The 26,350-nt window shown below is 69.1% G+C and carries 18 protein-coding genes and 1 pseudogene; 18 read left to right on the plus strand and 1 reads right to left on the minus strand.

What is annotated here, in order from left to right; all coding sequences use genetic code 11:
• Positions 1–195: 195 nt before the first annotated feature.
• The 18 genes and pseudogenes from ASE10_RS11600 (at position 196) to ASE10_RS20575 (ending at position 25,296) form a co-directional block, all read left to right on the plus strand.
• Complete coding sequence (locus ASE10_RS11600; protein WP_055908721.1) at positions 196–1,071, plus strand: DsbC family protein; 876 nt, start codon at positions 196–198, stop codon at positions 1,069–1,071.
• Between the two features lie 187 nt (positions 1,072–1,258).
• Positions 1,259–5,233: a phosphoribosylformylglycinamidine synthase gene (gene purL, locus ASE10_RS11605; RefSeq protein WP_056304940.1), complete on the plus strand. Its 3,975-nt coding sequence runs from the start codon at positions 1,259–1,261 to the stop codon at positions 5,231–5,233.
• Between the two features lie 38 nt (positions 5,234–5,271).
• On the plus strand, positions 5,272–8,283 hold the full coding sequence (locus ASE10_RS11610) for an RHS repeat domain-containing protein (protein ID WP_157480855.1): 3,012 nt from the start codon (positions 5,272–5,274) through the stop codon (positions 8,281–8,283).
• Positions 8,284–8,378: 95 nt separating this feature from the next.
• On the plus strand, positions 8,379–11,741 hold the full coding sequence (locus ASE10_RS11615; protein ID WP_082559899.1) for an Ig-like domain-containing protein: 3,363 nt from the start codon (positions 8,379–8,381) through the stop codon (positions 11,739–11,741).
• Between the two features lie 127 nt (positions 11,742–11,868).
• Positions 11,869–13,641: a type II secretion system ATPase GspE gene (gspE, locus tag ASE10_RS11620; protein WP_235565900.1), complete on the plus strand. Its 1,773-nt coding sequence runs from the start codon at positions 11,869–11,871 to the stop codon at positions 13,639–13,641.
• 41 nt (positions 13,642–13,682) lie between these two features.
• The gene (locus tag ASE10_RS11625) at positions 13,683–14,147 is read left to right on the plus strand and encodes a hypothetical protein (protein WP_157480856.1); all 465 of its coding nucleotides are present in this window, start codon (positions 13,683–13,685) and stop codon (positions 14,145–14,147) included.
• 7 nt (positions 14,148–14,154) lie between these two features.
• Positions 14,155–15,372 (plus strand): type II secretion system F family protein, encoded by a 1,218-nt coding sequence (locus tag ASE10_RS11630; protein ID WP_055908708.1) that lies wholly within the window; start codon positions 14,155–14,157, stop codon positions 15,370–15,372.
• 252 nt (positions 15,373–15,624) lie between these two features.
• Positions 15,625–16,056, plus strand: coding sequence for a type II secretion system major pseudopilin GspG (gene gspG, locus ASE10_RS11635; protein WP_055909387.1), 432 nt, complete (start codon positions 15,625–15,627; stop codon positions 16,054–16,056).
• 7 nt (positions 16,057–16,063) lie between these two features.
• Positions 16,064–16,597 carry a GspH/FimT family pseudopilin gene (locus ASE10_RS11640; RefSeq protein ID WP_082559897.1) on the plus strand — a complete coding sequence of 178 codons (534 nt, stop codon included), beginning with the start codon at positions 16,064–16,066 and terminating at the stop codon, positions 16,595–16,597.
• A complete protein-coding gene (locus ASE10_RS11645) occupies positions 16,594–17,055 on the plus strand; it encodes a prepilin-type N-terminal cleavage/methylation domain-containing protein (protein ID WP_055908702.1) in 462 nt (153 codons plus the stop codon). The genes ASE10_RS11640 and ASE10_RS11645 overlap by 4 nt, the downstream gene beginning before the upstream one ends.
• The gene (locus ASE10_RS11650) at positions 17,052–17,726 is read left to right on the plus strand and encodes a general secretion pathway protein GspJ (protein ID WP_055908700.1); all 675 of its coding nucleotides are present in this window, start codon (positions 17,052–17,054) and stop codon (positions 17,724–17,726) included. Before ASE10_RS11645 ends, ASE10_RS11650 begins: the two co-directional genes overlap by 4 nt.
• Positions 17,723–18,637: a type II secretion system protein GspK gene (locus tag ASE10_RS11655; RefSeq protein WP_055908698.1), complete on the plus strand. Its 915-nt coding sequence runs from the start codon at positions 17,723–17,725 to the stop codon at positions 18,635–18,637. Before ASE10_RS11650 ends, ASE10_RS11655 begins: the two co-directional genes overlap by 4 nt.
• Before the next feature lie 71 nt (positions 18,638–18,708).
• Positions 18,709–19,836 (plus strand): PilN domain-containing protein, encoded by a 1,128-nt coding sequence (locus ASE10_RS11660; RefSeq protein ID WP_055909384.1) that lies wholly within the window; start codon positions 18,709–18,711, stop codon positions 19,834–19,836.
• Positions 19,826–20,494, plus strand: coding sequence for a type II secretion system protein GspM (gene gspM / locus ASE10_RS11665; RefSeq protein WP_235565899.1), 669 nt, complete (start codon positions 19,826–19,828; stop codon positions 20,492–20,494). Before ASE10_RS11660 ends, gspM begins: the two co-directional genes overlap by 11 nt.
• A complete protein-coding gene (locus ASE10_RS11670; protein WP_056304941.1) occupies positions 20,484–21,305 on the plus strand; it encodes a hypothetical protein in 822 nt (273 codons plus the stop codon). Before gspM ends, ASE10_RS11670 begins: the two co-directional genes overlap by 11 nt.
• 10 nt (positions 21,306–21,315) lie before the next feature.
• A complete protein-coding gene (gene gspD / locus ASE10_RS11675) occupies positions 21,316–23,532 on the plus strand; it encodes a type II secretion system secretin GspD (RefSeq protein WP_055908693.1) in 2,217 nt (738 codons plus the stop codon).
• Between the two features lie 52 nt (positions 23,533–23,584).
• Positions 23,585–24,421 (plus strand): glycosyltransferase family 2 protein, encoded by an 837-nt coding sequence (locus ASE10_RS11680; protein ID WP_055908689.1) that lies wholly within the window; start codon positions 23,585–23,587, stop codon positions 24,419–24,421.
• A gap of 28 nt (positions 24,422–24,449) precedes the next feature.
• Positions 24,450–25,296: pseudogene (locus tag ASE10_RS20575) on the plus strand (glycosyltransferase family 2 protein).
• 19 nt (positions 25,297–25,315) lie between these two features.
• Here ASE10_RS20575 and ASE10_RS11690 read toward each other — a convergent pair.
• The gene (locus ASE10_RS11690) at positions 25,316–26,272 is read right to left on the minus strand and encodes an MBL fold metallo-hydrolase (protein WP_055908681.1); all 957 of its coding nucleotides are present in this window, start codon (positions 26,270–26,272) and stop codon (positions 25,316–25,318) included.
• Positions 26,273–26,350 lie beyond the last annotated feature (78 nt).

Below are 26,350 nucleotides of genomic sequence, written 5' to 3' on the forward strand. Positions count from 1 at the left end.
AACCCCGAGCCCGCAACAGCCGCTCCCGCCCCGTTTCCCCGTGTTCCCTGATTCCCTAAACCGCGAACCCCGTCGCGCTCGCGCGGTCCGGCCCCGGCCCGCGATCCGCCCCGGTTCCGCAGCCGTGCGACAATCCGTGAACCACTCCGTCCCCGCGCGGTCCAACGCCCGGTGAACCAGACAAGGACTCGATCGATGAAGTACGCCCTATTCGCCGTGCTCGGAGCGCTCAGCCTGTCGGCCTGCGCCGAGGGCCCCAAGCCCGCCGCCGATACCGCCGCTACGGCCCAGGCGACCGCCGCCAAGCCCGCCGCGGTCAAGGCCGCCGCCGGCACGCCGGATGCGCGCGCGATCGAGGCGATCCGCGTGCTGAACTCGCGCGTCACCGTCGAGCGCATCGGCGCGGCGCCGATGCCGGGCTTCCGCGAGGCGATCGTGTCCGGCCAGGTGGTCTACGTCAGCGACGACGGCCGCTACCTGTTCCTGCCCGGCTCCGGCGGCGCCCTGTTCGACACCACCGCCAAGAAGAACCTCAGCGAAGTCGCCCTGGCCGGCATGCGCAAGGAAGCCCTCAAGGCGATCCCGGCGGGCGAGCGCATCGTGTTCGCGCCGGCCAATCCGAAGTACACGGTGTCGGTGTTCACCGACGTCGAATGCGGCTACTGCCGCAAGCTGCACAGCGAAATCGCCGAGTACAACCGCCAGGGCATCGCGATCGAATACCTCGCCTTCCCGCGCGCCGGCATCGGCAGCCAGGACTTCACCAAGATGGTGTCGGTGTGGTGCGCGCCGGACCGCCGCAAGGCCCTGACCGACGCCAAGAACGACCACGCGATCCCGAACAAGAACTGCAAGAACTCCGTCACTCAGCAGTACGACGTCGGCCAGCGCGTGGGCCTGACCGGCACGCCGATGATCCTGGCCGCCGACGGCACCCAGCTCGGCGGCTACGTGCCCCCAGCGGCGCTGCGCGAGACCCTGGACAAGATGGCCGCCGACGGCAGCGCCAAGCCGACCGCGACCGGTCCGGTCGACGCCGTGCCGGCGGCGACCACGGCCGGCGGAGCCTGAGCCCCGCAGCCCGCCCGGCCTGGCTGGGCGAGGCCGCCAACGATGCCGCCGCAAGGCGGCATCGTCGTTTCCGGGCCCCGTGCGGCGGGCGTCCGAACGCCTCGAACCGCGTCCTGAACAGCGAAAACGGCGCAGAGGGGGGCGCTTGGATACAATACCGGGCCCGACGTTGCACGGTTCCCCGGACATGATCGTCCTCGAGGGCCTTTCGGCCCTGTCTCCGTTCCGCCGCGAACGGCTCCAAGCCCGCCTGCAAGCCATCCACCCCGAAGTCCGCCTGATCGACGCCTGGCCCGTGTACTGGGTCCGGCCCGACGACGGCGCGCAGCCCGACGGCGAGACCCTGCGCCGTATCCTGCAGGCCGAGCCGGACGCCGCCGCGCGCGCCGATGGTGCGGTCTCGCGCTACGTCACCCCGCGCCTGGGCACGCTGTCGCCCTGGGCCAGCAAGGCCACCGAACTGCTGCGCGGCGCCGGGCAACCGGTCGCGCGCGTGGAGCGCGGCACCCGCTACGACCTCGCCGGCTGGCCGGCCGACGCCGCCACTCAGGGCGCGCTGGCCAAGGCCCTGCACGATCCGATGACGCAATCGCTGCTGGAAGCGCGCGACGACGCCGCGGCGCTGTTCGCCGTGCCCGCGCGCGGCGAGCTCGAGCGCATCGCCCTGGATCAGCTGGAGAACGCCAACGCGCGCCTCGGCCTGGCCCTGGCCGAGGACGAGATCGCCTACCTGCGCGAGCGCTACGCCGCGCTCGGCCGCGCACCGGCCGACGTCGAACTGATGATGTTCGCGCAGGCCAACTCCGAGCACTGCCGGCACAAGATCTTCAACGCCTCCTGGACCATCGACGGCCGCGAGCAGAACAGCTCGCTGTTCAAGATGATCAAGCACACCCACGCGCAGACGCCGGAGAACACGCTGTCGGCGTACAGCGACAACGCCGCGGTGGTCGAAGGCTATCCGAGCCGGCGCTTCCGCCCGCAGCCGGGCAGCGGCGCCTACCTGGCCGAAGCCGAAATGCCGTCGGCGTTCTGCATCAAGGTCGAAACGCACAACCACCCGACCGCGATCGCGCCGTTCCCCGGCGCCAGCACCGGCAACGGCGGCGAGATCCGCGACGAAGGCGCGACCGGCCGCGGCGGGCGTCCCAAGGCCGGCCTGTGCGGTTTCAGCGTCTCGCACCTGCGCATCCCGACCCTGCCGCAACCCTGGGAAGGCGAGCGCGCGCTCAATCCGCGCATGGCCCCGGCCCTGGAAATCATGCTCGACGGCCCGATCGGCGCGGCCGCGTTCAACAACGAGTTCGGCCGCCCCAACCTGGTCGGCTATTTCCGCAGCTTCGAACTGTCCGAAGGCGGCCACGCGCGCGCCTACGACAAGCCGATCATGCTCGCCGGCGGCCTCGGCGCGATGGACCGCATCCAGGTCGCCAAGCTCGGCCTCAAGCCCGGCCACGCGGTGATCGTGCTCGGCGGCCCGGCGATGCTGATCGGCCTGGGCGGCGGCGCCGCCAGCTCGGTCGCGTCCGGCGACAGCGCCGAGGACCTGGATTTCGCCAGCGTCCAGCGCGACAACCCGGAGATGGAGCGTCGCTGCCAGGAAGTGATCGACCGCTGCGTCGCGCTCGGCATGAACAATCCGATCGACAGCGCCCACGACGTCGGCGCCGGCGGCCTGTCCAACGCGATCCCGGAACTGCTGCACGACTCCGGCCTCGGCGGCGTGATCGACCTGGCGCGCGTGCCCAGCGACGATCCCTCGCTGTCGCCGATGCAACTGTGGTGCAACGAATCGCAGGAGCGCTACGTGCTCGGCCTGCCGGCCGACCGCGTCGCCGATTTCGCCGCGATCTGCGAACGCGAGCGCTGCCCGTTCGCGGTGGTCGGTTACGCGACCGCGGAAGAACGCCTGGTGGTGGGTTACGGCGCGACCGTCGAAGCGGTCTACGGCGCCGGCGCCGAGGCCGACGCGGATTGGGCGATCGACCTGCCCATGGACCTGCTGTTCGGCAAGCCGCCGAAGATGCACCGCGACACCCGTCGCCCGCCGCCCGCACCGTGGCCGGCGCTGCAGTGGAACGGCCTGGACCTGCATCAGGCCGCGCTGCGCGTGCTCGCGCATCCGACCGTCGCGTCCAAGCAGTTCCTGGTCACCATCGGCGACCGCAGCGTCGGCGGCCTGACCGCGCGCGACCAGATGATCGGCCCCTGGCAGCTGCCGCTGGCCGATTGCGCGATCACCCTGTCGGGCTTCGACGGCTATGTCGGCGAAGCGATGGCGATCGGCGAGCGCACGCCGCTGGCGCTGCTAGATGCCGGCGCCGCCGCGCGCATGGCCGTGGGCGAGGCGATCACCAACCTGTGCGCCGCGCCGGTGGAATCCTTGAACCGGATCAAGCTGTCGGCGAACTGGATGGCCGCGGCCGGCCACCCGGGCGAAGACGCGCTGCTGTTCGATGCGGTCAAGGCCGTGGGTCTGGAGCTGTGCCCGGAACTCGAACTGAGCATCCCGGTCGGCAAGGATTCGCTGTCGATGCAGGCGCAATGGCAAGCGGACGGCGTCGCCCACAAATCGGTGTCGCCGGTGTCGCTGATCGTCAGCGCGTTCGCGCCGGTGGTCGACGTGCGCCAGCAACTCACTCCGCTGCTCGCGCGCGAGCCCGAGAGCGAGCTGTGGCTGATCGGCCTGGGCGCCGGCAAGCAGCGCCTCGGCGGTTCGGTGCTGGCGCAGTGCCATCCGCACGCCGCGGGCAACGCCAACGGCAACGGCCTGCCGGCATTCGCCGGCCTGTCCGCCGACGGCGACCGCGACGATCTGGGCGTGCCCGATCTGGATCACCCGCAACGCCTGCGCGACTTCTTCGAACTGATCCGCGACGCTCGCGAAGCCGGCCTGCTGCTGGCCTATCACGACCGCAGCGACGGCGGCGCCTTCGCCGCGCTGTGCGAAATGGCGTTCTGCTCGCGCCTGGGCCTGGACATCAGCCTCGACGGCTGGGGCGAGGATCCGTTCCGCACCCTGTTCAACGAGGAACTCGGCGCGATCGTGCAGATCTCCTCCGAGGACCGCGCCGAGTTCGCCGACCTGGTCGCGCGCCACGGCCTGATCGATTGCGCCCAGCGCATCGCCAAGCCGGTGCTGAGCCGTGTCGAAGGCGCGGCCGCCGCGCCCGCGATCCGCGTGCGCGAGGACGGCGAGACCCTGGCCGAATGGCGCTGGGACGAGCTGTTCGATGCCTGGTGGTCGGTCAGCCACGCCATGCAGAAGCTGCGCGACAACCCCGACTGCGCCGACGAGGAGCGCGCGATCGCGCGCGACTTCACCGCGCCGGGCCTGAAGACCAAGCTCAGCTTCGATCCGGCCGACGACGTCGCCGCGCCGTTCGTCAACCTGGGCGTGCGCCCCAAGGTCGCGATCCTGCGCGAGCAGGGCGTCAACGGCCAGATCGAGATGGCCGCGGCGTTCGACCGCGCCGGTTTCGAAGCCTTCGACGTGCACATGAGCGACCTGATCTCCGGCCGCGTCTCGCTGCAGGACTACAAGGGCTTCGCCGCCTGCGGCGGTTTCAGCTACGGCGACGTGCTCGGCGCCGGCCGCGGCTGGGCCACCAGCGTGCTCGAACGCAGCGCGCTGCGCGATGCCTTCGCCGCGTTCTTCGCGCGCGAGGACAGCTTCTCGCTCGGCGTCTGCAACGGCTGCCAGATGCTGGCCCAGCTCAAGCCGATCATCCCCGGCGCCGAACACTGGCCGCGCTTCCTGCGCAACCGCAGCGAGCAGTTCGAAGCGCGCCTGGGCTTGCTGGAAGTGGCCGAGTCGCCGTCGCTGTTCTTCCGCGGCATGGCCGGCTCGCGCATCCCGGTGTCGGTGGCGCACGGCGAAGGCCGCGCCAGCTTCGACAGCAATCTCGATCAGAGCGCCGCGGACATTTCGCTGCGCTACATCGACGGCGAAGGCCGCGTCGCCGAGCGTTATCCGCTGAACCCGAACGGCTCGCCCGACGGCATCGCCGGCCTGACCTCGCGCGACGGTCGCGCGACCATCCTGATGCCGCACCCAGAGCGCACCCTGCGCAGCGCCAACCTGAGCTGGGCGCCGCGCGACTGGAGCGGCGACTCGCCGTGGATGCGCATGTTCCGCAATGCGCGGGTGTGGGTGGGGTGATGTCGCGGTAAGCAAAGAGGTTCGAAAAAGGGCGCCCAGTGGGCGCCCTTCTTTTTTACTCATTTCGTACGCCTGCGCCGAGACGTGCCTGTCGTGCGACGAGGCGTTTGTCCTGCAAACGTGCCGAAGCGACATGCGCCTGGGCGTGCGTGCGCTGCGCCCAACCGAGTCCTTTGTACGTGCGGCTGACTCGACAATGCGCGCTCGATCGCCGCGTCCGCGCCGATCGCATTCACTCTGGGGACAAGGAGTACGCCGTGCGCTATCTGGTCGGAATGTTGCTTGCATTGGCCTGCGGTACGGCCTGCGCGGGACGAGCGCCATGGGAGGAATACGACAAGCTGATCAAGTCGGCGCAGACGGTGAAGTCGGAGGGGCCGGCCTTGTTCGGCGACTCGGTCAATCTCTACACCGGCGCTACCAGTTTCGCAGCCACGGATGTGTCGATTCCCGGAAACTTCCCGATTCCGGTCGGATTGGGCCGGCGCTTCGCGCATGCGACCGATACGCGCAACCGGCCGTTCGGCGATTGGGATTGGGACGTGCCGTACATCAGCGGCATGTTCAGCCATGCTGAAGGCTGGGTGCTGGGCCAAACGGCGGCTTCCGCCACGGCCAACCGCTGCTCCTCCGTGACGAGCGTCGAAAGCGCGCGTCCGCCCTCGGTCAAGATCCAGAGCAGCACGCCGGTGCGCGCGCCGGCGGTGGAGGAATGGGAGTACTGGAGCGGTTATCGCATGGTGGTTCCGGGCGGCGAGCAGGAACTGCTGCTCGCCACGGCCGACACTCGGCCGCGCCCCACCGATGGCGGCGTGTATCCATGGGTCACCAACAAGCATTGGCATCTTTCCTGCGTGCCCAACCTGCAGAGCATCCAGGGCGGTGAAGGCTTCATGGCGCATGCTCCCGATGGAACCCGCTATCGCTTCGACTGGATGGTCGCGCGCCCGTCCGACGATCTGCTCAAGCCGGTCACCGCCGATGGGACGGTGCTGCAGCGACCTGTGCCGCGCGATGAGATTCGGCTGTATCCCACCCGCATCGAAGACCGTTTCGGAAACTGGGTGTCCTACCAGTGGAGCGGCGCGCAGCTGCAGTCCATCACTTCCAGCGACGGCCGCCAGCTTTCGTTCACCTGGGAAAACGCCAACGGCTTCGACCGGGTAGCCAAGGTGACGACCAACACTGGCCGCGAGTGGCGTTACGGTTACTCGGACTTTTCGCAGCTGACCTCGGTGACGTTGCCGGACAACAGCAGTTGGAGCATCGATTTCCGCGCATTGTGGGGCAATCCCTACTACAGCAACGAGCCGGAGCCGATGATTCCCGGCGGTCAGGCCAGGCTGCAGGACAAAGCGCTGGGTTGCAGTTGGATGCGCGCGTTGGTACCACTCACCCGTACTGCGACCATCACCCACCCTTCCGGCGCGCGTGGCGAATTCGTATTCCAGACCATACGCCACGGGCGCCACAAGGTGCCGTTGGACTGCCGCTGGCCTCCGGACATGAGTGCGCGGCCGGAACCGGATTTCGAGCCGACCGAGGACACTTACACCGCGCTCATCCCCGCCCGCTTCGATGTGCTGGCCGTACGCAGCAAGACCGTGACCGGACCGGGTCTGCCCGGCTACACCTGGACTTACGACTACAAGAACGTCCCGGTCGGCAGCTGGAACGAGGGCTGCGCGAATTGCCCGCCGACCAAGATCACGGAGGTGAGCGGACCCGACGGCGAGCGCACCGTCAATACCTACGGTGTTGTCTTCAATGAGAACGAAGGCCAACTGCTGCAGGTGGACACCTACGCCGGCGGCACTTTGCTGCGCAGCTCCACTACTACTTACCTCAGCAACGCGGCGGCGCAGCAGCAGTCGTCCTTCGCGGACCGGATGGGCGTCAGCCCTCAGGTCCGATTGGACTCCTTCTCGTCCGAACGTCAGCGGCCGACGGTGTTCAGCTCGGTGCAGCAGGACGGAGTGCGTTTCGACATGGCGAATGAAACTTTCGACGAGTTTGCGCAGGCTACCCGCGTCGGCCAGTCGAACACCTTGGGCTATACCCGTACGGATCTGACCGACTACTACAACGACAAGATGCTGTGGGTGATCGGCCAGGTCGCCAAGCAGACCAACGCCAATACCGGCGCCATCGTCTCTCGCACCGACTACCACGCGGCCAGCGCGCTACCGCTGCGCCACTACGCCTACGAGAAGTTGCAGCAGTCCCTGGGCTATCACCCCGACGGCACCCTGGCCAGCGTGACCGATGGCCGCAACCTGACCACCTCGGTGACGGACTGGAAGCGGGGTTCGCCGCAAACGGTGAGCTTCCAGGACGGTACCCGCAAGCTCGCCTCCGTGGACGGCAACGGCTGGCTGACTTCGTTGACCGACGAGAACGGTTACGCCACCGGCTACGGTTACGACGCGATGGGTCGAATCATCCGTATCACGCCACCCGCCGGAGATGAGGTGCCATGGAACGCGACGACCGCGGTGTTCGAGCAGGTCGGTAACGCCGAATACGGCCTGGGCGCGGGTCACTGGCGCCAGACCGTGACCACCGGCAATCACGTCAAGGCCAGCTACTTCGATGCCTTGTGGCGCCCGGTGGCCGAGAGCGAACACGATGCGGCCGATGTCGCGGGTACAGCGCGTTGGAGCGCCAAGCGATACGACGAGGAGGGACGCACCGTTTTCGCCTCGTATCCGCGCAATCCGCATGTCGACGGATGGATCAACTTCGATGATGCGTCGTTGAAAGGTACGCGCAGCAGTTTCGATGCATTGGGTCGACCGACCAGCACCGTGCAGGACTCAGAGCAGGGGCCGCTGACCAGCCGCGTCGACTATCTGGCCGGCTTTCGGCGCATGACGACCGACGCGCGCGGTATCAAGGCCGTCGAAAGCTTCCAGGTCTACGGGCAGCCCAGCTACGAGCAGCCGGCGGTGATCGACGCCGCGGTGGATACGGCTGACAAAGCCCGCACCACCATCGTTCGCGACGTGCTGGGCAACACCAGGGAAATCGTGCGCGGACCGGGCGGTTGATCCGGCGTTAGCTCAGGGGACCGCAACCCGCGCTTCAGCGCGGAGCGCGGTAACGGCATAGGACAGCAGGCCGGGTTCGGCCAACAGGTCGGTTTATGTGCAAGACACGCAATGTGATGGCGCCCCGAGAGCGGGCGTCGAAGGTGCCGCTGCGGATGGCGATGTGGTTATGGCTGCTGCTGGCGACGTTGCTGCCGGGGCTGGCCGTCGCCGCCGCGGGGCCGACGCTGAGTTTCAGCTACCCCGCCGCGCCGGAGATGAACTTCGCCGCTCCGGCCAACGTCAAGGTGTTGCTGAACGCCACGGCGGGCTGCGGCCCGATCAACATCTTTGTCACCGGTCCTGGGTTGGATACCTCGATCAACAACGGCGACACGCTCAGCAATCTGCCGCCCGGCCGCTATTTCATCGATGCCTACTTCGAAATGTGCGACCGGCGTTGGCTCGAAACGCCGGTGAGCAACGGGCGCGCCTTCAACGTGCTCGGCGGTTCGATCACGGCGTCGCCGCAGACCTGCACCATTCCTTGGGGCGGCAACGCCTGCTACACCACGATCAACTGGAGCTCGAACGCGGCCAACGCCGAGGTCTGGTACTCGCTGCCGGACGGCAGCATCATGACCCGCTGGGCCAGTGGGCAGAACGGCTCGGCCACCGGCGGCATAGACAGCCGAGGGCTGCGCTTCTACCTGAAGAGCGGCGATCTGACCCTGGCGACGGTCGATGTAAGCGCGGTGCCGACCAATAATGCCGCGCCCTCGGTGGCCCTGACCGCACCGGCGCAGAACCAGGTATTCCTGGCCGGCAGCGCCATCGCGCTCACCGCGAACGCCAGCGACGCCGACGACGGTGTGCAGCGCGTGGAGTTCCTGGTCGACGGGATCAAGATGGGCGAGGACACCAGCGCGCCCTACGAACTGCATTGGACCATGCTCGAAGGCAGTCACGCGGTGACCGCGCGCGCCTTCGACACGCGCGGTGCGCAGACCACTTCGGCGGCGGTGAACATCATCGGCAACGGTCCGCCGTCGGTCGTGCTGACCGCTCCGGCCAACGGCGCCACGTCGGTCCTGCCCGGCAGCTTCCTGCTGAAGGCCAATGCGAGCGATCCCGACGGCATCGCGCGGGTCGAGTTCGTCGCCAACAGTGTCGTGGTGAGCAGCGACACCGTCGCACCCTATGAGTTCCAGTGGTCCGGCGTGGGCGTCGGAACGCACTCGGTCCACGCGGTGGCGACCGACGGTCGCGGCAGTCAGACCGCGTCCGCGGCGGTGACGGTCACCGTCACTCAGCCGCCGTCCGGACCGACCGGCGTTGCGCGTCGCTACGTGTACGACACGTATCAGCAGCTGTGCAAGGTGATCGAACCCGAAACGGGCGCCACCGTGATGGGCTACGACGCAGCCGGCAACCTGGTCTGGTCGGCCGCCGGCCTGGATCTGCCGGATCCGAACAATTGCAATACCAGCGAAGGCTATGCATCCGGTCGTCGCGTCGATCGCGGCTACGACCAGCGCAATCGTTTGCACACCCTTGCGTTCCCCGACGGTCGCGGCAACCAGACCTGGATCTACACGCCCGACGGCCTGGCGAAAGAGGTAAGCACCAGCAACGATGGGCCGGACCAGGGCGTGGTCGTCAATACCTATGCCTACAACAAACGCCGTCTGTTGAGCGCCGAAACGCAAGCCCAGCCGGGCGCATACACGGGCCTCATCGCCTATGCGTACGACGCCTACGGCAATCGCAGCCGCTACACCACGCCCGACGGCCAGCCGATTGATTACGCCAATAACGCGCTAGGTCAGCCGGTCGCAGTCAGCTCGAACTGGGGCAATCACGCCACCGGCATCAGCTATTACCCCAACGGTGCGATCAAGCAGTTCACCTACGGCAACGGCGTCGTCCACACCCTGACCCAGAACGCTCGTCAGCTGCCCAGTTCCAGCGCCGATGCGGGCGTGACCCGGCTGGACTACACCTACGACCCCAACGGCAACGTCAACGGCATCCTGGACCGGGTGCGCGGCGACACCTACAGCCGCTGGATGACCTACGACCATCGAGACCGTCTGACCGCCGCGGGTTCGTGCAGCTTCCTGGGCGATTGCTGGCATCGCTTCACCTACGATCCGCTCGACAATCTCAAGAGCTGGAGCCTGGGCGGCGTCAAGGATTACGCAACCTATTACTACGACGATCGCAATCGCCTGACCAATATCCGCAATACCGCGGGCGCAGCGGTGGTTGGCCTGAGCTACGACCCGCAGGGCAATCTGGAGAACAAGAACGGTCAGGGCTACCGGTTCGACTACGGCAACCGTCTGCGCGCGGTGGTCGATAAGGAGGCCTACCTGTACGACGCCCAAGGCCGGCGCGTAGCCACGACCGGGCGCCCTGACACCACGTACTCGCGGTCGTTCTACAGCCTCGACGGCCAGCTGCTGATGAGCGAGGACCACCACACCGGCGAGGCGCAGAACGACAGCCATCCCGAACTCACCGTGCCGCACGTCTATTTGAACGGCAGTCTGCTGGCGACGATCGAATGGAACCGGGCGGCGGGCAATGGTCAGCTCAAGTACCACCACACCGATGCGCTGGGCAGCCCGATCGCGGTCACGAATGCCTCTGGCGCGGTGATCGATCGCACCGATTGGGAGCCTTACGGCGCGGCGATCGGCAAGCCGAACTACAACGGCGTGGGCTACACCGGCCATGTGATGGATGGCGCTACCGGGCTGACCTACATGCAGCAGCGGTACTACGACCAAAGCCTAGGCAGATTCCTGAGCGTAGATCCGGTTACGGCGTATGAGAACGGTCCCGAGCTATTCAACCGTTACGCTTATGTGCACAACAATCCGTATTCGTTCGTCGATCCGGATGGCCGTGACGCGGAGGAGCGCACCGACTGGACGTCCATGAGCGCGCATCCCACGCTGGGGTCATCGCTGGCTTCGGGGGCTGAGGTTGTTGAACAGAGGTTTGCGGCCAAACAGCAGAGCAATCTTGCGGCTGAGGTGGTAAAGGGTGCTGTGGCGAATCCTGTCGGCCTTGCCGAGGGTGGGAGAAGCTACGTCGTCGGCCTGTATGGGTACTACAAGAACGTACTCGCACAGGCTGGATTGTTGGGGGGCGAAGCGCAAAAGGATTCGGCTATTGCTGCCTCGAATGTGGCGGCGACTCTCGAATTCGCGGCAAAGAATCCTGGATTAGTGAAGGATGTCGCGTGGAATGCGTTTAAGCATTCAAGCCCTTCCCAGCGCGTCCGTTTGGAGTCTCGGATCATGGGACGGCTGGCAACCGGCGCTGCGGTCAGTCGCGCCCTAGGTACTCCTATCGGATTGTCGATGGCGGCGAATGCGGCGACCGGCAATGCGCTCCTTACTGCGGAGAAGTATCCGACGCCCCAGGCGGTGATCCATTCCGTGATCTTCGGGCAGGCGCAGGAGTGACACGAGGTAGAGCCTGGGCTGGCGCGCTTAAGACTTAAGACTGGGTAAATGCCGTTAAGTTGGGGCCGCTGACGTCGAGCGAGCAAACGAAACTGCTAAAGTCCGGGTTCACGCGCAGGAGGGTGACGTGAACGCAGTAGCCACCAATATGGGATCGCCCGGGGATCCGGAACCCGGGCCGGCCACCGCCGAGGCCGGGGCCGGAGGCCCGCAGGCCGCCGTCGACGCGGCCATCGTCGAGGCCCTGCTGGCCAAGGGCCGGCTCAAGGAGCCGGACCTGGCGCGCGCGCGCCGCCTGCAGGAGGAAACCGGCGGCAGCCTGCTGGCGCTGCTGGCCCGGCTGGGCCTGGTATCGGAGCGCGACCACGCCGAAACCGTGGCCGCGGTGCTGGACCTGCCCCTGGTCAGCGTCAAGGACGCACCGGAATTACCTCCGGAAGGTGTCGCCCTGACACCCAAATTCATGAAGCAATTCGCGGTTTGCCCGGTCCGCGAGACCGAGCAGGCGGTCGAAGTGCTGATGGCCGACCCGCAGGACGTCTACACCCTGGACGCGCTGCGCCTGGCCACCCAGCGCGATGTCCGCCCGTACGTGGCGCTGCGCTCGGAGATCGGCGACCTGATCGAGCGCTGGCACGGCCAGGGCCGCAGCGCGATGGGCGCGATCGTCGAGACCGCCGAAGGCGAGGGCAGCGGCGATCTGGACGATGTCGAGCATCTGCGCGACCTCGCCTCCGAGGCGCCGGTGATCCGGCTGGTGAACCTGGTGATCCAGCGCGCGGTCGAGCTGCGCGCCTCCGACATCCATATCGAGCCGTTCGAGAACCGCCTGAAGGTGCGCTATCGCGTCGACGGCGTGCTGGCCGAGGGCGAGAGCCCGCCGGCCAACCTGACCGCGGCGGTGATCAGCCGCATCAAGATCATGGCCAAGCTCAACATCGCCGAGCGCCGCCTGCCGCAGGACGGCCGCATCATGCTGCGCGTGCAGGGCAAGGAGCTGGACCTGCGCGTGAGCACGGTGCCGACCGCGCACGGCGAGTCGGTGGTGATGCGACTGCTGGACCGCGAGACGGTGGTGTTCGATTTCCACAAGCTGGGCTTCACCGACAACTTCCTGCCGCAGTTCCAGAAAGTGCTGGACCAGCCGCATGGCATCTTGCTGGTGACCGGCCCGACCGGCTCGGGCAAGACCACCACGCTGTACACCGCGCTGAGCAAGCTCAACACCAGCGACGTCAAGATCATCACCGTCGAAGACCCGGTCGAATATCAGATCGAGGGCATCAACCAGATCCAGGCCAAGCCGCAGATCGGCCTGGATTTCGCCCACGCGCTGCGCTCGATCGTGCGACAGGATCCGGACATCATCATGATCGGCGAAATGCGCGATCTGGAAACCGCGCGCATCGCGATCCAGTCCGCGCTGACCGGTCACCTGGTGCTGAGCACGCTGCACACCAACAACGCCGCCGGCGGCATCACCCGCCTGCTCGACATGGGCGTCGAGGACTATCTGCTGACCTCGACCATCAACGGCATCCTGGCCCAGCGCCTGGTGCGCCGGCTGGAGCCGACCCACGCCGAGAAGTACCCGGCCTCGCCGGAGGAAATCGACAAGTTCGATCTGCGCAAGTACCAGCCGCAGGGCGAGATCTTCCTGTACCACCCGCGCGGTTCGGCGCTGGCGCCGACCGGCTACCACGGCCGCACCACGATCATGGAATTTCTGGTCATGAACGACGAGCTGCGGCGCGCGGTGATGCGTCACGCCGGCATGGGCGAGATCGAGCAGCTCGCGCGCGAGGCCGGCATGCGCACCATGTACGAGGACGGCATCGCCAAGGCGCTGGCCGGTTACACCACGATCGAGGAAGTGCTGCGCGTCACCGAGGACGCGTGACCGCATCGCGGCCGCGCGCAACATCCACAGAGGCAGAGCGTATGAAGATCGCAACGGTAAGGATATCGGGCGTGTGTCTGCTGGCCGCCGCGCTGGCCTTGGCCGGCGCCGCCCAGGCGGCGGGCAAGCCCGCGGCGAAATCGCTGGACAAGGCCGCGCTGCCGGCCGGCTTCGCGATCGGTAAGGGCCAGCCGCCGCTGGCGCTGAAGGTCGAACTCGCCGACGGCCAGGCCACGAGCACGGTGGTGAGCGACGCCGCCCAGGCCAACGTCACCGCCAGCGGCAGCGCCGACGGCGGCGAGACCATGCTGACGATCCGCCACGATCTCGCGGTCGCGCTCAAGTTCGATCTGTACGTGTCGTCCGATGGCGAGCGCTTCGAGTACACCAGTTCCTGTGCGGTGACGCCGGGCATTTCCAGTTTCGAGATGTGGTCGCGTCCGATCCGGGCCTTCGCGCTGGGCAACCCGCGCGTGGTGCCGGCCGGGCGCATGGCCTGCGACTGAGCCGCCGATGCCCCTGTACCACTACAAGGCCCTTAACGCCCGCGGCGAAATGCTCGACGGGCAGATGGAGGCGGCGACCAACGCCGAGGTCGTGCAGCGCCTGCAGGAGCAGGGCCATCTGCCGGTCGAAGCCAAGCTCGCCAGCGAATCCGGCGGCGCGTCGGTGTGGAAGGGGCTGTTCAAGCCCAAGCCCTTCGCCGGTGCGCGCCTGGTCCAGTTCACCCAGCAGTTGGCGACCCTGCTCGGCGCCGGCCAGCCGCTGGACCGTGCGCTGACGATCCTGCTGGAACTGCCCGAGGACGAGGCGGCCCAGCGCACGATCACCGATGTGCGCGACGCGGTGCGCAGCGGCGCCTCGCTGTCGGCGGCGCTGGAGCGCCAGCACGGCACGTTTTCGCGGCTATACATCAACATGATCCGTGCCGGCGAGGCCGGCGGCAGCATGCACGAGACGCTGTCGCGCCTGGCCGACTACCTGGAGCGCAGCCGCGCCTTGCAGGGCCGCGTCATCAACGCGTTGATCTATCCCGCGATCCTGGTGGTGATGGTCGGCGCGAGTCTGCTGTTCCTGCTCGGCTACGTGGTGCCGCAGTTCGCGGCCATGTACGAAAGCCTGGACGCGCCGCTGCCGTTCTTCACCAAGATCGTGCTCAGCATCGGTCTGTTCGTGCGCGATTGGTGGGTGCTGCTGATCGCCACGCCGGCGCTGGGCGTGTGGTGGTTCGACCGCAAGCGCCGCGATCCGGTGTTCCGCGAGGCGCTGGACGGCTGGCTGCTGAAGCGAAAGTTCGCCGGCGCCCTGGTCGCCAAGATCGAAACCGCGCGCCTGGCGCGCACGCTCGGCACCCTGGTGCGCAACGGCGTGCCGCTGATGACCGCGCTGGGGATCGGGCGCAACGTGCTGGACAACCGCGTGCTCGCGGCCGATGTCGAGGCCGCGGCCGAGGAGGTCAAGAACGGCGTCGCCCTGTCGACCGCGCTGGGCAAGGGCAAGCGCTTCCCGCGCCTGGCCCTGCAGATGATCCAGGTCGGCGAGGAATCCGGCGCGCTCGACACCATGCTGGTCAAGACCGCCGAGACCTTCGAGCACGAAACCAGCCTGGCCCTGGACCGCATGCTGGCGGCGATGGTGCCGGTGATCACGGTGGTCCTGGCCGGCGTGGTCGGCACCGTGGTGCTGGCGGTGCTGACCCCGCTGTACGATCTGACCAATGCGATCGGCTGAACGCGGGGCCGCGGAACTGCGACGGATTGCCCCGTTCAGGCTCGCGCCTAGCGGTCCGGATCGGCGCGATTCCGCCGTTTTGAACGCAAGCTGTACCGCTTCCCGCGCGGCTGTTCCGGCGCCGGGATCGCGGCACAGAATCGAGCTGGACCTCGCCGCACCGGAATCGTTCCGGCGAGCGGCGGTCGAATCGGAGCCCGGGGGCAGCGGGACCGCCTCTTCTGTGTACCCAACCACCTACGGATGAACGAAATGCGAAACCCCCGTTCCCTGCGTCGCCCGTCCGCCGCCCTGCAGCGCGGCATGAGCCTGATCGAAATCATCATCGTGATCGTGCTGATCGGCGCGGTGATGACGGTGGTCGGAGCCAAGGTGTTCGGCGCCAACGACAATGCCAAGTTCAAGCTCGCCAAGACCCAGGTCCAGACCCTGGCCGGCAAGGTCGAGTCCTTCCAGATGGACACCGGCCGCCTCCCCGGATCGCTGGAGGAACTGGTCAAGGCGCCGTCCGACGCCAGCGGCTGGCTCGGCCCCTACGTCAAGGAAAGCGACCTCAAGGACCCCTGGGGCCATCCGATCGAATACCGTTCGCCGGGCGAAGGCCGCGACTTCGACGTGGTGATCCTGGGCAAGGACGGCAAGCCCGGCGGCACCAGCGTCGACGGCGACATCAAGTTCGAGTAAGCCGCCGATGAAGCTGTTGCGGCATCGCCCTTCCGCTCCCGCGAGGCGAGACCGGGGCCCTGCCGCGGCGCGGGCGGCCGCGGCGCCGGCACGCGCGGCGCGCGGTTTCAGCCTGCTGGAAATGCTGCTGGTGATCGCGCTGATCGCCGCCATCGGCCTGTTGGCGGCGTTCGCGTTCACCGGCGGCATCGCCGGCATGCAGTTGCGCAGCAATGCCAAGGAGATCGCCGCGCAGTTGCGCTACACCCGCACCCAGGCGATTGCGACCGGCAACAAGCAGACCTTCACCATCGACCCGGGCGCGCATACCTGGACGGCGCCGAACGGGCGCTCCGGCGAGATTCCGAAATCCCTGAAAGTGTCCTTCCTCGGCGCGCGCCAGGTGCAGCCGCGCGATGGCGAGGGCGCGATCGCGTTCTTCAACGACGGCGCTTCCACCGGCGGCCGCATCCAGATCAGCGCCAAACGCGCCGCCTGGAACGTCGATGTGACCTGGCTCACCGGCGAAGTGCGGCTCAAGCGCACCGAGGCACGCCCATGAGCGCCGCGCCGCTGCGTCGGTCCGGCTGGAGCGCGCCGCGCGCGGCGCGCGGCTACACCTTGATCGAAGTCATCATCGCGTTCGCGCTGCTGGCGCTGGCGATGACGCTGTTGCTGGGCACGCTGACCGGCGCGGCCCGGCAGGTGCGCTGGTCCGGCGACGCCGGGCGCGCGGCGCTGCATGCGCAATCGCTGCTGGACCAGGTCGGCGTGGCCGCGCCGCTGACGCCGGGTCAGCAAAGCGGCGATTTCGAGGAAGGCCGCTACCGCTGGACCCTGGGCGTCGCGCCCTGGCGCGACCGCGCCGTGGCCGCGGCGGCGCAGCCGGTGGACGTGAACGGCCCGCAGTTGTTCGAGTTGACCCTGGCGGTGGAGTGGGGCGACGGCGGTCCCGCGCAGCGCTTCCAGTTGCGCAGCCTGCGCAGCGCGCTGCCCGGCGCCGAGGCGGCGCTGCCATGATCCGCGCGCCGCGTTCCTTGCCGCGCCGGCAGGCCGTCGCCGGTTTCACCCTGATCGAGATCCTGCTCGCGACCGTGCTGCTGGCCGCGGGCCTGGCGCTGGCCTTCGCGACCCTGTCGGCCGCGACCCAGACCGCGACCCGCGGCGAAGCCATGGCCCAACGCAGCGAACGCCAGCGCGCGGTCGAAGGTTTCATGCGCAAGCGCCTGACCGCGACCCGGCCGGTGCCGTTCGGTTTCGACCAGGCCAGCGCGCTGCCGCAGCGTTTCATCGGCGATCCCGACCGCATGCGTTTCGTCGCCGACCTGCCGGACTATCTCGGCCGCGGCGGCCCGTATCTGCACGATTTCGCGATCGAAAGCGACGGCGACCGGACGCGCATCATGCTGTCGCTGTCGATGGTGCTCGCCGGCCAGACCGTCGAGGAAGAACAGGAGCGTCCGCCTGAGTTGCTGGTGGAAGGGCTGAAGTCGGCGCGCTTCCGTTACCGCGCGCTGGACGAGACCGGCAAGCTCGGCGAATGGCAGGAGCGTTGGCAGGCGGTCGAGCAATTGCCGCTGATGGTCGAGGTCACGTTCACCGATGCCGACGGCCACGACTGGCCGCCGCTGGTGGTGTCGCTGCCGCTGGCCGCCAGCGCCGCGCGCGGCATCGTGCCGGGGCAGATATGAGCGCGCCGCGCACGCCCGCGTTCCTGCGCCAGCGCGGTGCCGCGCTGCTGCTGGTGATGTGGCTGATCGCGATGCTGACCGCGCTGATCGGCAGCTTCGCGCTGATGGCGCGGGTCGAGAACCTGCAGGGCCGGCTGTTGGTGCGTGGCATGGTTGCGCAAAACGCTGCGCGCGCTGGCATGGAATATGCACTGACTCGCGTCGCCCAGAGCGATCCGCGCCTGCAATGGCGCCCCGACGGCACGCCGTATCGCTGGGCCTATGCCGGTGCCGAGGTCGAAGTGAAGCTGATCGACGAGAACGGCAAGATCGATCTCAACCAGGCCGATCCGGCGCTGTTGACCGCGTTGATACAGGGCGCCGGCGGCATCGAACAGCAGGCCGACGCGGCGCGGCTGGCTTCGGCGATCGCCGATTGGCGCGATCCCGATCCGCTGACCCAGGTCTCCGGCGGCGCCGAAGACCCCGATTACGCCTCCGCGGGCCTGCCCTACGGGGCCAAGGACGCCGAATTCGAAAGCGTGGCCGAACTGGAACAGGTGCTGGGCTTCACTCCGGCGCTGTACGCCAAGCTGGAGCCCTACCTGACGGTCTACAGCGGCCGTTCCCAGCCCGATCCCGCGTTCGCTGCGGCACCGGTATTGGATGCGATGGGTCTGAATGGTGCCGATGTGATCGCGCAGCGTGGCCGCCGTAACCCAGATGGCACACCGATGCCGGGTGGGGGCGTGCCCGGGCAATTGCCCGGGCTCGTCGGCGAAGGCAGTGGCACCTATAGTATCGACAGCCGCGCGCGGCTCTCCGATGGCCGCGAGTCGGTATTGCGAGCAGTCGTGCGCGCGGGAGGCGGTGCCGTGCCAGGCATGGCCTATACGCCGTTGCGTTGGGAGGAGGGAGCTTCGCCACGATGAACTCGCAAGTCGAAAGCCGGCCTGGAAGCTGGCAGACGGACAATCCGTTGCGACGCCTGGGCGGCCGTTTGATGCCCGGCGCGGGCGGTTTCCTGTCGTGGTGGGGACGCAACCTCGCCGCCTGGCTGCCGCTGCGCGCGCGCCAGGCGCTGGGCATGGACCGCGGCCGTCTGCTGCTGCAGGTGCAGGGCGAATCGCTGTCGCTGCGTTTGCAGCGCGGCGCCGAACTGCGCGAACTGGGTGTATTGCCCGGCCTGGCCGACTTCGCCATGGCCGACCTCGGCGCGCTGACCGCGCCGCACGCCGTCGGCGCACGCAGCAACGATCCGCTGGCGCCGCTGCTGCCGTCCGGCCTGGCCGATCTGCCGCGCTGGCTGCTGCTGCCGGCGGCGAGCAGCCTGCGCCGCCGTCTGACCCTGCCCGCCGCCGCGGCCGAACGCCTGCGCGATGTGGTGGGTTTCGAAATCGACCGCCAGACCCCGTTCACCGCCGACGCGGTCGCGTTCGATGCGCGCGTGCTCGCGCGCCGCGACGGCGACGGCCAGCTCGACGCCGAACTGGTCGCGGTGCCGCGTCAGGCCCTGAACCCGCAACTGGCCGCGATCGGTCCGCTCGCCGAAAGCCTGGCCGGCGTAGACGTCGCCGGCGCCGACGGCGCGCCGCTGTCGGTGAATCTGCTGCCGCCCTCGCAGCGGCGCAGTCACAGCGATCCGTTCCGGCTGTGGAACCTGGTGCTGGTCGCGGTCGCGTTGATCGCGATCGCCGCGACCCTGTGGCAGCTGCTGGCCAATCGCCGCAGCGCCGCCGACACCCTGGAGCAGACCATCGCCAGCCATGCCGCCGCCGCGCGCGACGCCGCCGCGCAGCGTCAGGAACTGATCGGCTTGATCGAAGGCCAGGCCTTCCTCGACCGCACCGCCGCCGAGCGCCCGAGCACGGTCGAGCTCATCGACGAACTCAGCAAGCGCCTGCCCGACAGCACCTATCTGGAAAAACTCGCGATCGAGGACAACAGCCTGCTGCTGATCGGCCTCAGCCGCGAGGCTTCGTCGCTGATCGCGCGCCTGCAGGGCACGCCGCTGTGGCGCTCGCCGGCGCTGACCGGCGCGGTCCAGCCCGATCCGACCAGCGGCCGCGACCGTTTCACCCTGACCGCCGAGATCGGTCCGCCGCGAGCGGAGGCCGCCCGTGGCCAATGACCTCAAAATAGGCGGCATCGAACGCGACCGCTGGGTCGCGCTGGGCCTGCTGCTGGCCGCGCTGGCGCTGGCCTACGCGGTGCTGGTGCATCCGTGGTGGACCGTGCCGATGATCGAGGCCAACGAACGCCTCGACAGCCTCAAGGAACGGGAACTGCGCCAGCGCATGCAACTGCAGCAGGCGCCGCAGGTGCAGCAACGCCTGCAGCAGGTGCGCCGGCAACAGGCCGGCCAGCCGGGGTTCCTGCCCGAGGCCAGCGCCGAACTCGCCAGCGCCGCGCTGGTGCAGCGTCTGGAAAACGTGGTCGCCCAGGCCAGCCCGGGCAACCGCAGCTGCCGCATCGACAACCGCTCGCCGCTGGCCGACAACTCGCGCCGCGACCGCTACACGCGCGTGGTGGTGCAGGTGCGCCTGCGTTGCGGCACCAGCGAGACCGCGGCCGTGCTGCATTCGCTGGAAAGCGGATCGCCGCGGCTGTTCGTCGGCAACCTCAATCTGCTGTCGGCGCGCGGCTACTTCGTGCCCGGCACCGGCCGGCCTTCGTCCGACGGCGGCATCGACGTGAGCTTCGACCTCTACGGTTACCTGCGTCCCAGTCCCGCCGCGCCCGCCGCACCCAAGGCCGCCAACGTCCCGGGGGCCGTCGATGCGTCTTGATGCCGCCAGCCCCCGCACCTGGCTGCTCGCCACCGTCGCCGGCTGGGCCGTACTGGTCTGGCTGCTGGCCCTGGCCGGCATGGGCCGCAATGCGCAACTGCTGGACGACGACGCCAGCCTGGTCGCGGCCTTGCCGCAATCGCGCGCGCCGGCCAAGCCACGGGTCGGGCCGCTGACCCAGTACGCCGAGATCGGCGCGCGTCCGCTGTTGATGGACGACCGCCGCCCGCGCGCCTTCTTCGTCCAGGGCAAGGGCGACGAGGCCGCGCAGGCCAACACCTTCGATTACGTGCTGAGCAGCGTGCTGATCACGCCGGACCTGAAGATGGCGATCCTGCAGCCGGCCGACGGCAGCGAGTCGGTACGGGTCAAGCTCGGCGACGTGCCCGAATCGCATCCGGCCTGGCGCCTGATCGCGCTGGAGCCGCGCAAGGCCGTGTTCGAAGGCCCCGAAGGCCGGCGCGAGATGGACCTGCGCGTGTACGACGGCCAGGGCGGACAAGCGCCGACCGCGATCGCCGTGCCGCCGCCAGTCCCTGGTGCGGCCTCGCCCGGGGCGCGCGCGCCGCAACCGCCGCAGGTGCAGCCGCAACCGCAGCCGCAGCCGCCGGGCCGCAACGCCGCCGCGCCGATGCCGCAGCAGCTCAATCCCGGCCCGCCCAAACCGGCCACGAGCACCAACCCGAATACCTCCGGCACCGAACCGATGACCGAGCAGGCACAGATGGAAGCCATCCGCAAAAGGATCGAGGCGCGTCGCGCCCAATTGCGGCAACAGCAAGCCCAGCAACCCCCGGCCAAGACGCCGTGAGAGTGAACGCATGAAGCTACGTCACAACCCAACCGCGTCCCGTGCCCTCGTCGGCCTCACCATCGCCAGCCTGCTGGCGGCCTGCGCCAGCGCGCCGGTCGCCGACATACGCCGCGACGCCGATCCGGCGGCGCTGCGCGGCAAGGCCGGTACCGCCGGCACCGCCGCCGCCGACCAGGTCTCATCGCAGCCGCTGGACGACAAGAGCCGGGGGCCGCGGCCGCAGATCCGTCGCGGCAGCGGCCAGGTCATCAACCGCAGTGCCGCCGCCGAAGCGCCGCCCGGCATCGGCGCCACCAGCGGCTCGGCGACCTTCAACTTCGAAGGCGAATCGCTGCACGCGGTGGTCAAGGCCATCCTCGGCGACATGCTCGGCCAGAACTACGTGATCGCGCCGGGCGTGCAGGGCACCGTGACCCTGTCCACGCCCAAGCCGGTCAGCCCGGCCGCGGCGATGAACCTGCTGGAAATGGTGCTGGGCTGGAACAACGCGCGCCTGGTCTACAGCGGCGGCCGCTACAACATCGTGCCCGCCGACCAGGCCCTGGCCGGCAACGTCGCGCCGCGCACCGGCTCGGCCTCGACCGCGCGCGGTTTCGAAGTACGCACCGTGCCGCTGCGCTACATCTCGGCCACCGAGATGGAGAAGATCCTCAAGCCGTACGCGCGCCCGAACGCGATCGTCAACGTCGACGGCGCGCGCAACGTGATCAGCATCGGCGGCAGCCGCGCCGAGCTGGAGAACTACCTGCGCACGATCGAGATCTTCGACGTCGACTGGTTGTCGGGCATGTCGGTGGGCGTGTTCCCGCTGCAGTCGGGCAAGGCCGCCAAGGTCGTGGCCGACCTGGAGAAGGTGTTCGGCGAGCAGAGCAAGTCGCCGGTCGCCGGCATGTTCCGCTTCATGCCGCTGGAAGGCGCCAACGCGGTGCTGGTGATCAGCACCCAGCCCGACTACCTCGACGACATCCAGCAGTGGCTGGAGCGCATCGACGGCGCCGGCGGCGAGATGCAGCTGTTCACCTACGAACTCAAGTACATCAAGGCCAAGGAACTGGCCCAGCGCCTGTCGGAAGTGTTCGGCGGCGGCCGCGGCGGCGGTGGCGATTCCGGCGCCGGCGCGCCCTCGTTGATGCCCGGGCTGGAACCGGTCGAGCTGCAGGACGGCGCCAACGGCTCCACCGCCAACATCGGCGGCAAGGACAGCGGTACCGGCGGCACCGGCGGTAGCGGCGGCGAGATGTCGCTGGGCTCGCGCCAGAGCGGCAACGGTGCCGTGACCCTGGAAATCGACGGCGCCCGCGTGGGCGTGGCCGCGGTCGAGGAAACCAACTCGCTGCTGGTACGCAGCAGCCCCGGCGCCTGGCGTTCGATCCGCGACGTGATCGACAAGCTCGACGTCATGCCGATGCAGGTGCACATCGAGGCCCAGGTCGCGACCGTGCAGCTCAAGGGCGACCTGTCCTACGGCGTGAACTGGTTCTTCGAGCGCGCGGTCACCGACAACGGCCTGCCCGACGCGGTCGGCCGCACCACCTGGAGCACCCTGGCCGGCAGCATCAAGCCGGTGGATACCGCGTCCGGCACCGGCGGTCTGGGCTGGACTTTCCTCGGCCGCAACGCCGCCGCGGTGATCAGCGCCCTGGACGCGGTCACCGACGTACAGCTGCTGCAATCGCCGTCGGTCCTGGTGCGCAACAACGCCGAGGCCACCCTCAACGTCGGCAGCCGCATCCCGATCGCCTCGGTCACGGTCAACCCAGGCTCCAACAACGACAACACCTACAGCCAGGTGCAGTACCTGGACACCGGCATCATCCTCAAGGTGCGTCCGCGCGTCAGCAAGGACGGCATGGTGTTCCTGGACATCGTCCAGGAGGTCAGCAGCCCGACCGGCCAGGCCGACCGCAACGGCAACGTCCGCATCGACACCCGCAAGCTCAAGACCGAAGCCGCGATTCAAAGCGGCGACACGGTGCTGATGGCGGGCCTGATCAGCGACGGCGTCACCCGCGGCTCGTCCGGCTTCCCCGGCTTGAGCCGGATTCCGGTGATCGGCGGCCTGTTCGGGCGTCAGAACTCGAACAACGCGCGCGAAGAGACCATCATCCTGCTGACGCCGACCATCGTGCGCAATCCGCAGGAAGCGCGCGACCTGACCGACGAGTACGGCCGTCGCTTCCGCGCCCTGGAGCCGCTGCAGAACAAGCCGCGCCGCAACAAGTGACCGCGCAGGCCCCGGCTTGACGGATCCGCGAGCGATCGCGGATCGTCTGCGCATGCCGCCCGAACTGCCCATCGTCGTGGTCCCGGTCGGCGTCGACGACGACGCGCTGGACGCCTGCCTGGCCGCGCTGGACGCGTGCACGCCGCCGGGCACCCGCGTCTGGCTGGCCGACGACGCCCAGGCCGGGCCGCGCGGCTACGCCATCATCGAACGCTGGATGGCGCGCACCCCGCTCAAGGCCGACTGCACCCGCCGCCAGCGCCCGATCGGCGAGGCCGCCCACGTCAGCGAGGTGCTGGCCGCCTGCGGCGACGCCGACGTCGCGGTGCTGGCGCCCGACGCGATCCCCGCGCCGGGTTGGCTGACGCGCTTGAGCGGCTGCCTGGCCAGCGACGGCGCGATCGCGACCGCGACCCCGTGGAGCAACGCCGGCGAGGCCGCGTCCTGGCCGCGCATCGGCGAGATCGCCGCGGTGCCCGCCGACCTCGAACGCCTGTCGCGCGCCGCGGCCGGCATGCCCGCGCTGTATCCCGAACTGCCGGCCGCGATCGGCCATGCCGTCGCCCTGCGCGGCAGCGCGCGCAAGCGCGCGGGCGGCCTGGACGGCGCCAGCTACGGCTCCTGGTACGCGGCGCTGATCGATCTGTCGCTGCGCCTGTCCGGGCTGGGCTGGCGTAATGCCTTGTGCGATACCGCCTTCGTCGCCCGCCGCGGCGAGGGCGGCCCTTACGACGGCGACATGGACCACCTCGCGGTGCGCTGGCCGGACTGGCACGCGCGCCTGGCGGGATTCTTGATGAGCGATCCGCTGCACGGATCGCGCGAACGACTGACCGGCCTGCTCGACGGCGTCGGCCCACCGGATCCGCAACGTGACCTCTTCACCTGACTCCCAACCGCGCGCGAGCGACGACGGCATCGCCGCGATCGTCGTGAGCTACCAAAGCGCGGCGACCATCGACGACTGCCTCAGCCGCCTGCGCGCCGCGCAGGGCGTGAGCGCGATCCGCGTGGTCGACAACCATTCCAGCGACGGCACCCTGGAAATCGTCCAGCGCCACGCGGCCGGCGACGCGCGCGTGCGTTTCATCGACAACCCGGACAATCCCGGCTTCGGCGTGGGCTGCAATCAGGGCGTGGACGATCTGGGCGATGCGCCGGCAGCGTGGCTGGCGTTCGTGAATCCCGACTGCCTGCTCGAAGCCGACGCGCTCGCGCGCCTGCGCGCGCTGGCGGCGCCGCTCGGCGATGCGCTGCTGGGCGCGGACCTGGTCGACGACGACGGCGTGCGCGACGGCGCGGCGCGGCGCAACGATCCCGATTTCGCCGGCATGCTGGCCGGCGCGCTGGGCCGCGCGCCGCGCGCCGCGCGCCGCGCTCAATCTCGCCGCCGACGACAGCCAGCCGCTGCAACGCGTGCAGGCCGTATCCGGCGCCCTGATGCTGATGCCGCGCGCGCTGTTCGCGCGCATCGGCGGTTTCGACCCCGGCTATCGCCTGCATGCCGAGGACCTGGACCTGTGCCGGCGCGCGCGCGAAGCCGGCGCCGTGGTCGCGGTCGCCAACCGCGTGCGCGTGCTGCACGTGCGCGGCGTTTCCAGCCGCTCGCGGCCGCTGTTCGTGGAGTGGCACAAGCACCGCGGCCTGTGGCGCTACTTCAGCAAGTTCGAAGCCGGCCGCCGCGGCGTGTGGACCCGCCTCGGCGTGTTCGCCGCGATCTGGCTGCGGTTTCCGATCGCGGCCGCGCGCGCCTGGCTGCGCTGAGCGCGGCGGTCGCGGCCGCTCAGAGTTCGAGCAAATCCCGGCCGATCACCAGCTCGCCCTGGAAGTGGGGCGACACCGCGTCGCGCCAGACCTGATCGGTCAGCGAGGCATCGCCGCCCGGCACGAAGTGGCTCAGCACCAGAGTCTTCACGCCGGCCTCGCTGGCCAGCCGCCCGACTTGTTCGGTGGTGGTGTGGCTGTCGAGCAAATGCTGGCGCAGGCGCTGCGCGTTGGGCTCGCTGGCGATCAGCTTCTCCAGCGCCGGCAGATACATGACCTCGTGCACCAGCACGTCGGCGCCGCGCGCCAGCTCGACCAGGGCCGCGCTGGGGCGGGTGTCGCCGGAAAACACGATGGAGCGGTCCGGGCCGTCGAAGCGGTAGGCGAACGCCGGCGCGACCGGCGGATGCTCGACCAGCGCGGCGGTCACTTTCACCCGTTCGTCCTGCATCACCACGCCGCCGCGCTTGAGCTCGTGCGCGCGGATCAGCGGCGCCAGCGGCGGCCGGCCTTCGTCGGCGATGCGGGTGCGGATGTCGCTGTCGTTGAGCTGCAGGAACTGCCGGGTCATGCGCTTGAGCGGCGGCGGCCCCCAGGCATCGACCGGACGGCGCAGGTCGGCGGCCCAGGCCAGCCACAGCAGGTTGCCGTAGTCGGCGTTGTGATCGGAATGGTGGTGGGTGATGAAGACGTCGCGGATCGCGCCCAGCGACAGCCCGGCCAAGGCCAGCTGCCGGGCCACGCCGTTGCCGCAGTCGATCACGTAGACCGCATCGTCGATCACGACCGCGTTGGCGGGCGCGGCGCGCAGCGCTTTGGGCGTCGGTCCGCCGGCGGTGCCGAGCAGGATCAGGCGCGTGCGTTTGCGGGCGATGGAAGCGGCCAGCGCGGGAGCGACGGGCCAGGCGCCTGCGGCGAGCGCGAACGGGGCGGCGGCGAGCAGGCGGCGACGAGCGGCATCGGCGGGGTGGTCCATGCCGGCAAGCCTAGCGCGAACGCGCCGCGCCGCTCATGACGAAACGCGATGGCCCGCCTGCCGCGTGGCTTGCGCCGG

Source organism: Lysobacter sp. Root76 (assembly GCF_001428685.1).
GTDB lineage: Bacteria > Pseudomonadota > Gammaproteobacteria > Xanthomonadales > Xanthomonadaceae > Lysobacter.

Coding starts and splice junctions, on each gene's coding strand:
- ASE10_RS11600 (WP_055908721.1), top strand. CDS start 196: ATGAAGTACGCCCTATTCGCCGTGCTCGGAGCGCTCAGCCTGTCGGCC.
- purL (WP_056304940.1), top strand. CDS start 1,259: ATGATCGTCCTCGAGGGCCTTTCGGCCCTGTCTCCGTTCCGCCGCGAA.
- ASE10_RS11615 (WP_082559899.1), top strand. CDS start 8,379: ATGTGCAAGACACGCAATGTGATGGCGCCCCGAGAGCGGGCGTCGAAG.
- ASE10_RS11625 (WP_157480856.1), top strand. CDS start 13,683: ATGAAGATCGCAACGGTAAGGATATCGGGCGTGTGTCTGCTGGCCGCC.
- ASE10_RS11630 (WP_055908708.1), top strand. CDS start 14,155: ATGCCCCTGTACCACTACAAGGCCCTTAACGCCCGCGGCGAAATGCTC.
- gspG (WP_055909387.1), top strand. CDS start 15,625: ATGCGAAACCCCCGTTCCCTGCGTCGCCCGTCCGCCGCCCTGCAGCGC.
- ASE10_RS11640 (WP_082559897.1), top strand. CDS start 16,064: ATGAAGCTGTTGCGGCATCGCCCTTCCGCTCCCGCGAGGCGAGACCGG.
- ASE10_RS11645 (WP_055908702.1), top strand. CDS start 16,594: ATGAGCGCCGCGCCGCTGCGTCGGTCCGGCTGGAGCGCGCCGCGCGCG.
- ASE10_RS11650 (WP_055908700.1), top strand. CDS start 17,052: ATGATCCGCGCGCCGCGTTCCTTGCCGCGCCGGCAGGCCGTCGCCGGT.
- ASE10_RS11655 (WP_055908698.1), top strand. CDS start 17,723: ATGAGCGCGCCGCGCACGCCCGCGTTCCTGCGCCAGCGCGGTGCCGCG.
- ASE10_RS11660 (WP_055909384.1), top strand. CDS start 18,709: ATGCCCGGCGCGGGCGGTTTCCTGTCGTGGTGGGGACGCAACCTCGCC.
- ASE10_RS11670 (WP_056304941.1), top strand. CDS start 20,484: ATGCGTCTTGATGCCGCCAGCCCCCGCACCTGGCTGCTCGCCACCGTC.
- gspD (WP_055908693.1), top strand. CDS start 21,316: ATGAAGCTACGTCACAACCCAACCGCGTCCCGTGCCCTCGTCGGCCTC.
- ASE10_RS11680 (WP_055908689.1), top strand. CDS start 23,585: ATGCCGCCCGAACTGCCCATCGTCGTGGTCCCGGTCGGCGTCGACGAC.
- ASE10_RS11690 (WP_055908681.1), bottom strand. CDS start 26,272: ATGGACCACCCCGCCGATGCCGCTCGTCGCCGCCTGCTCGCCGCCGCC.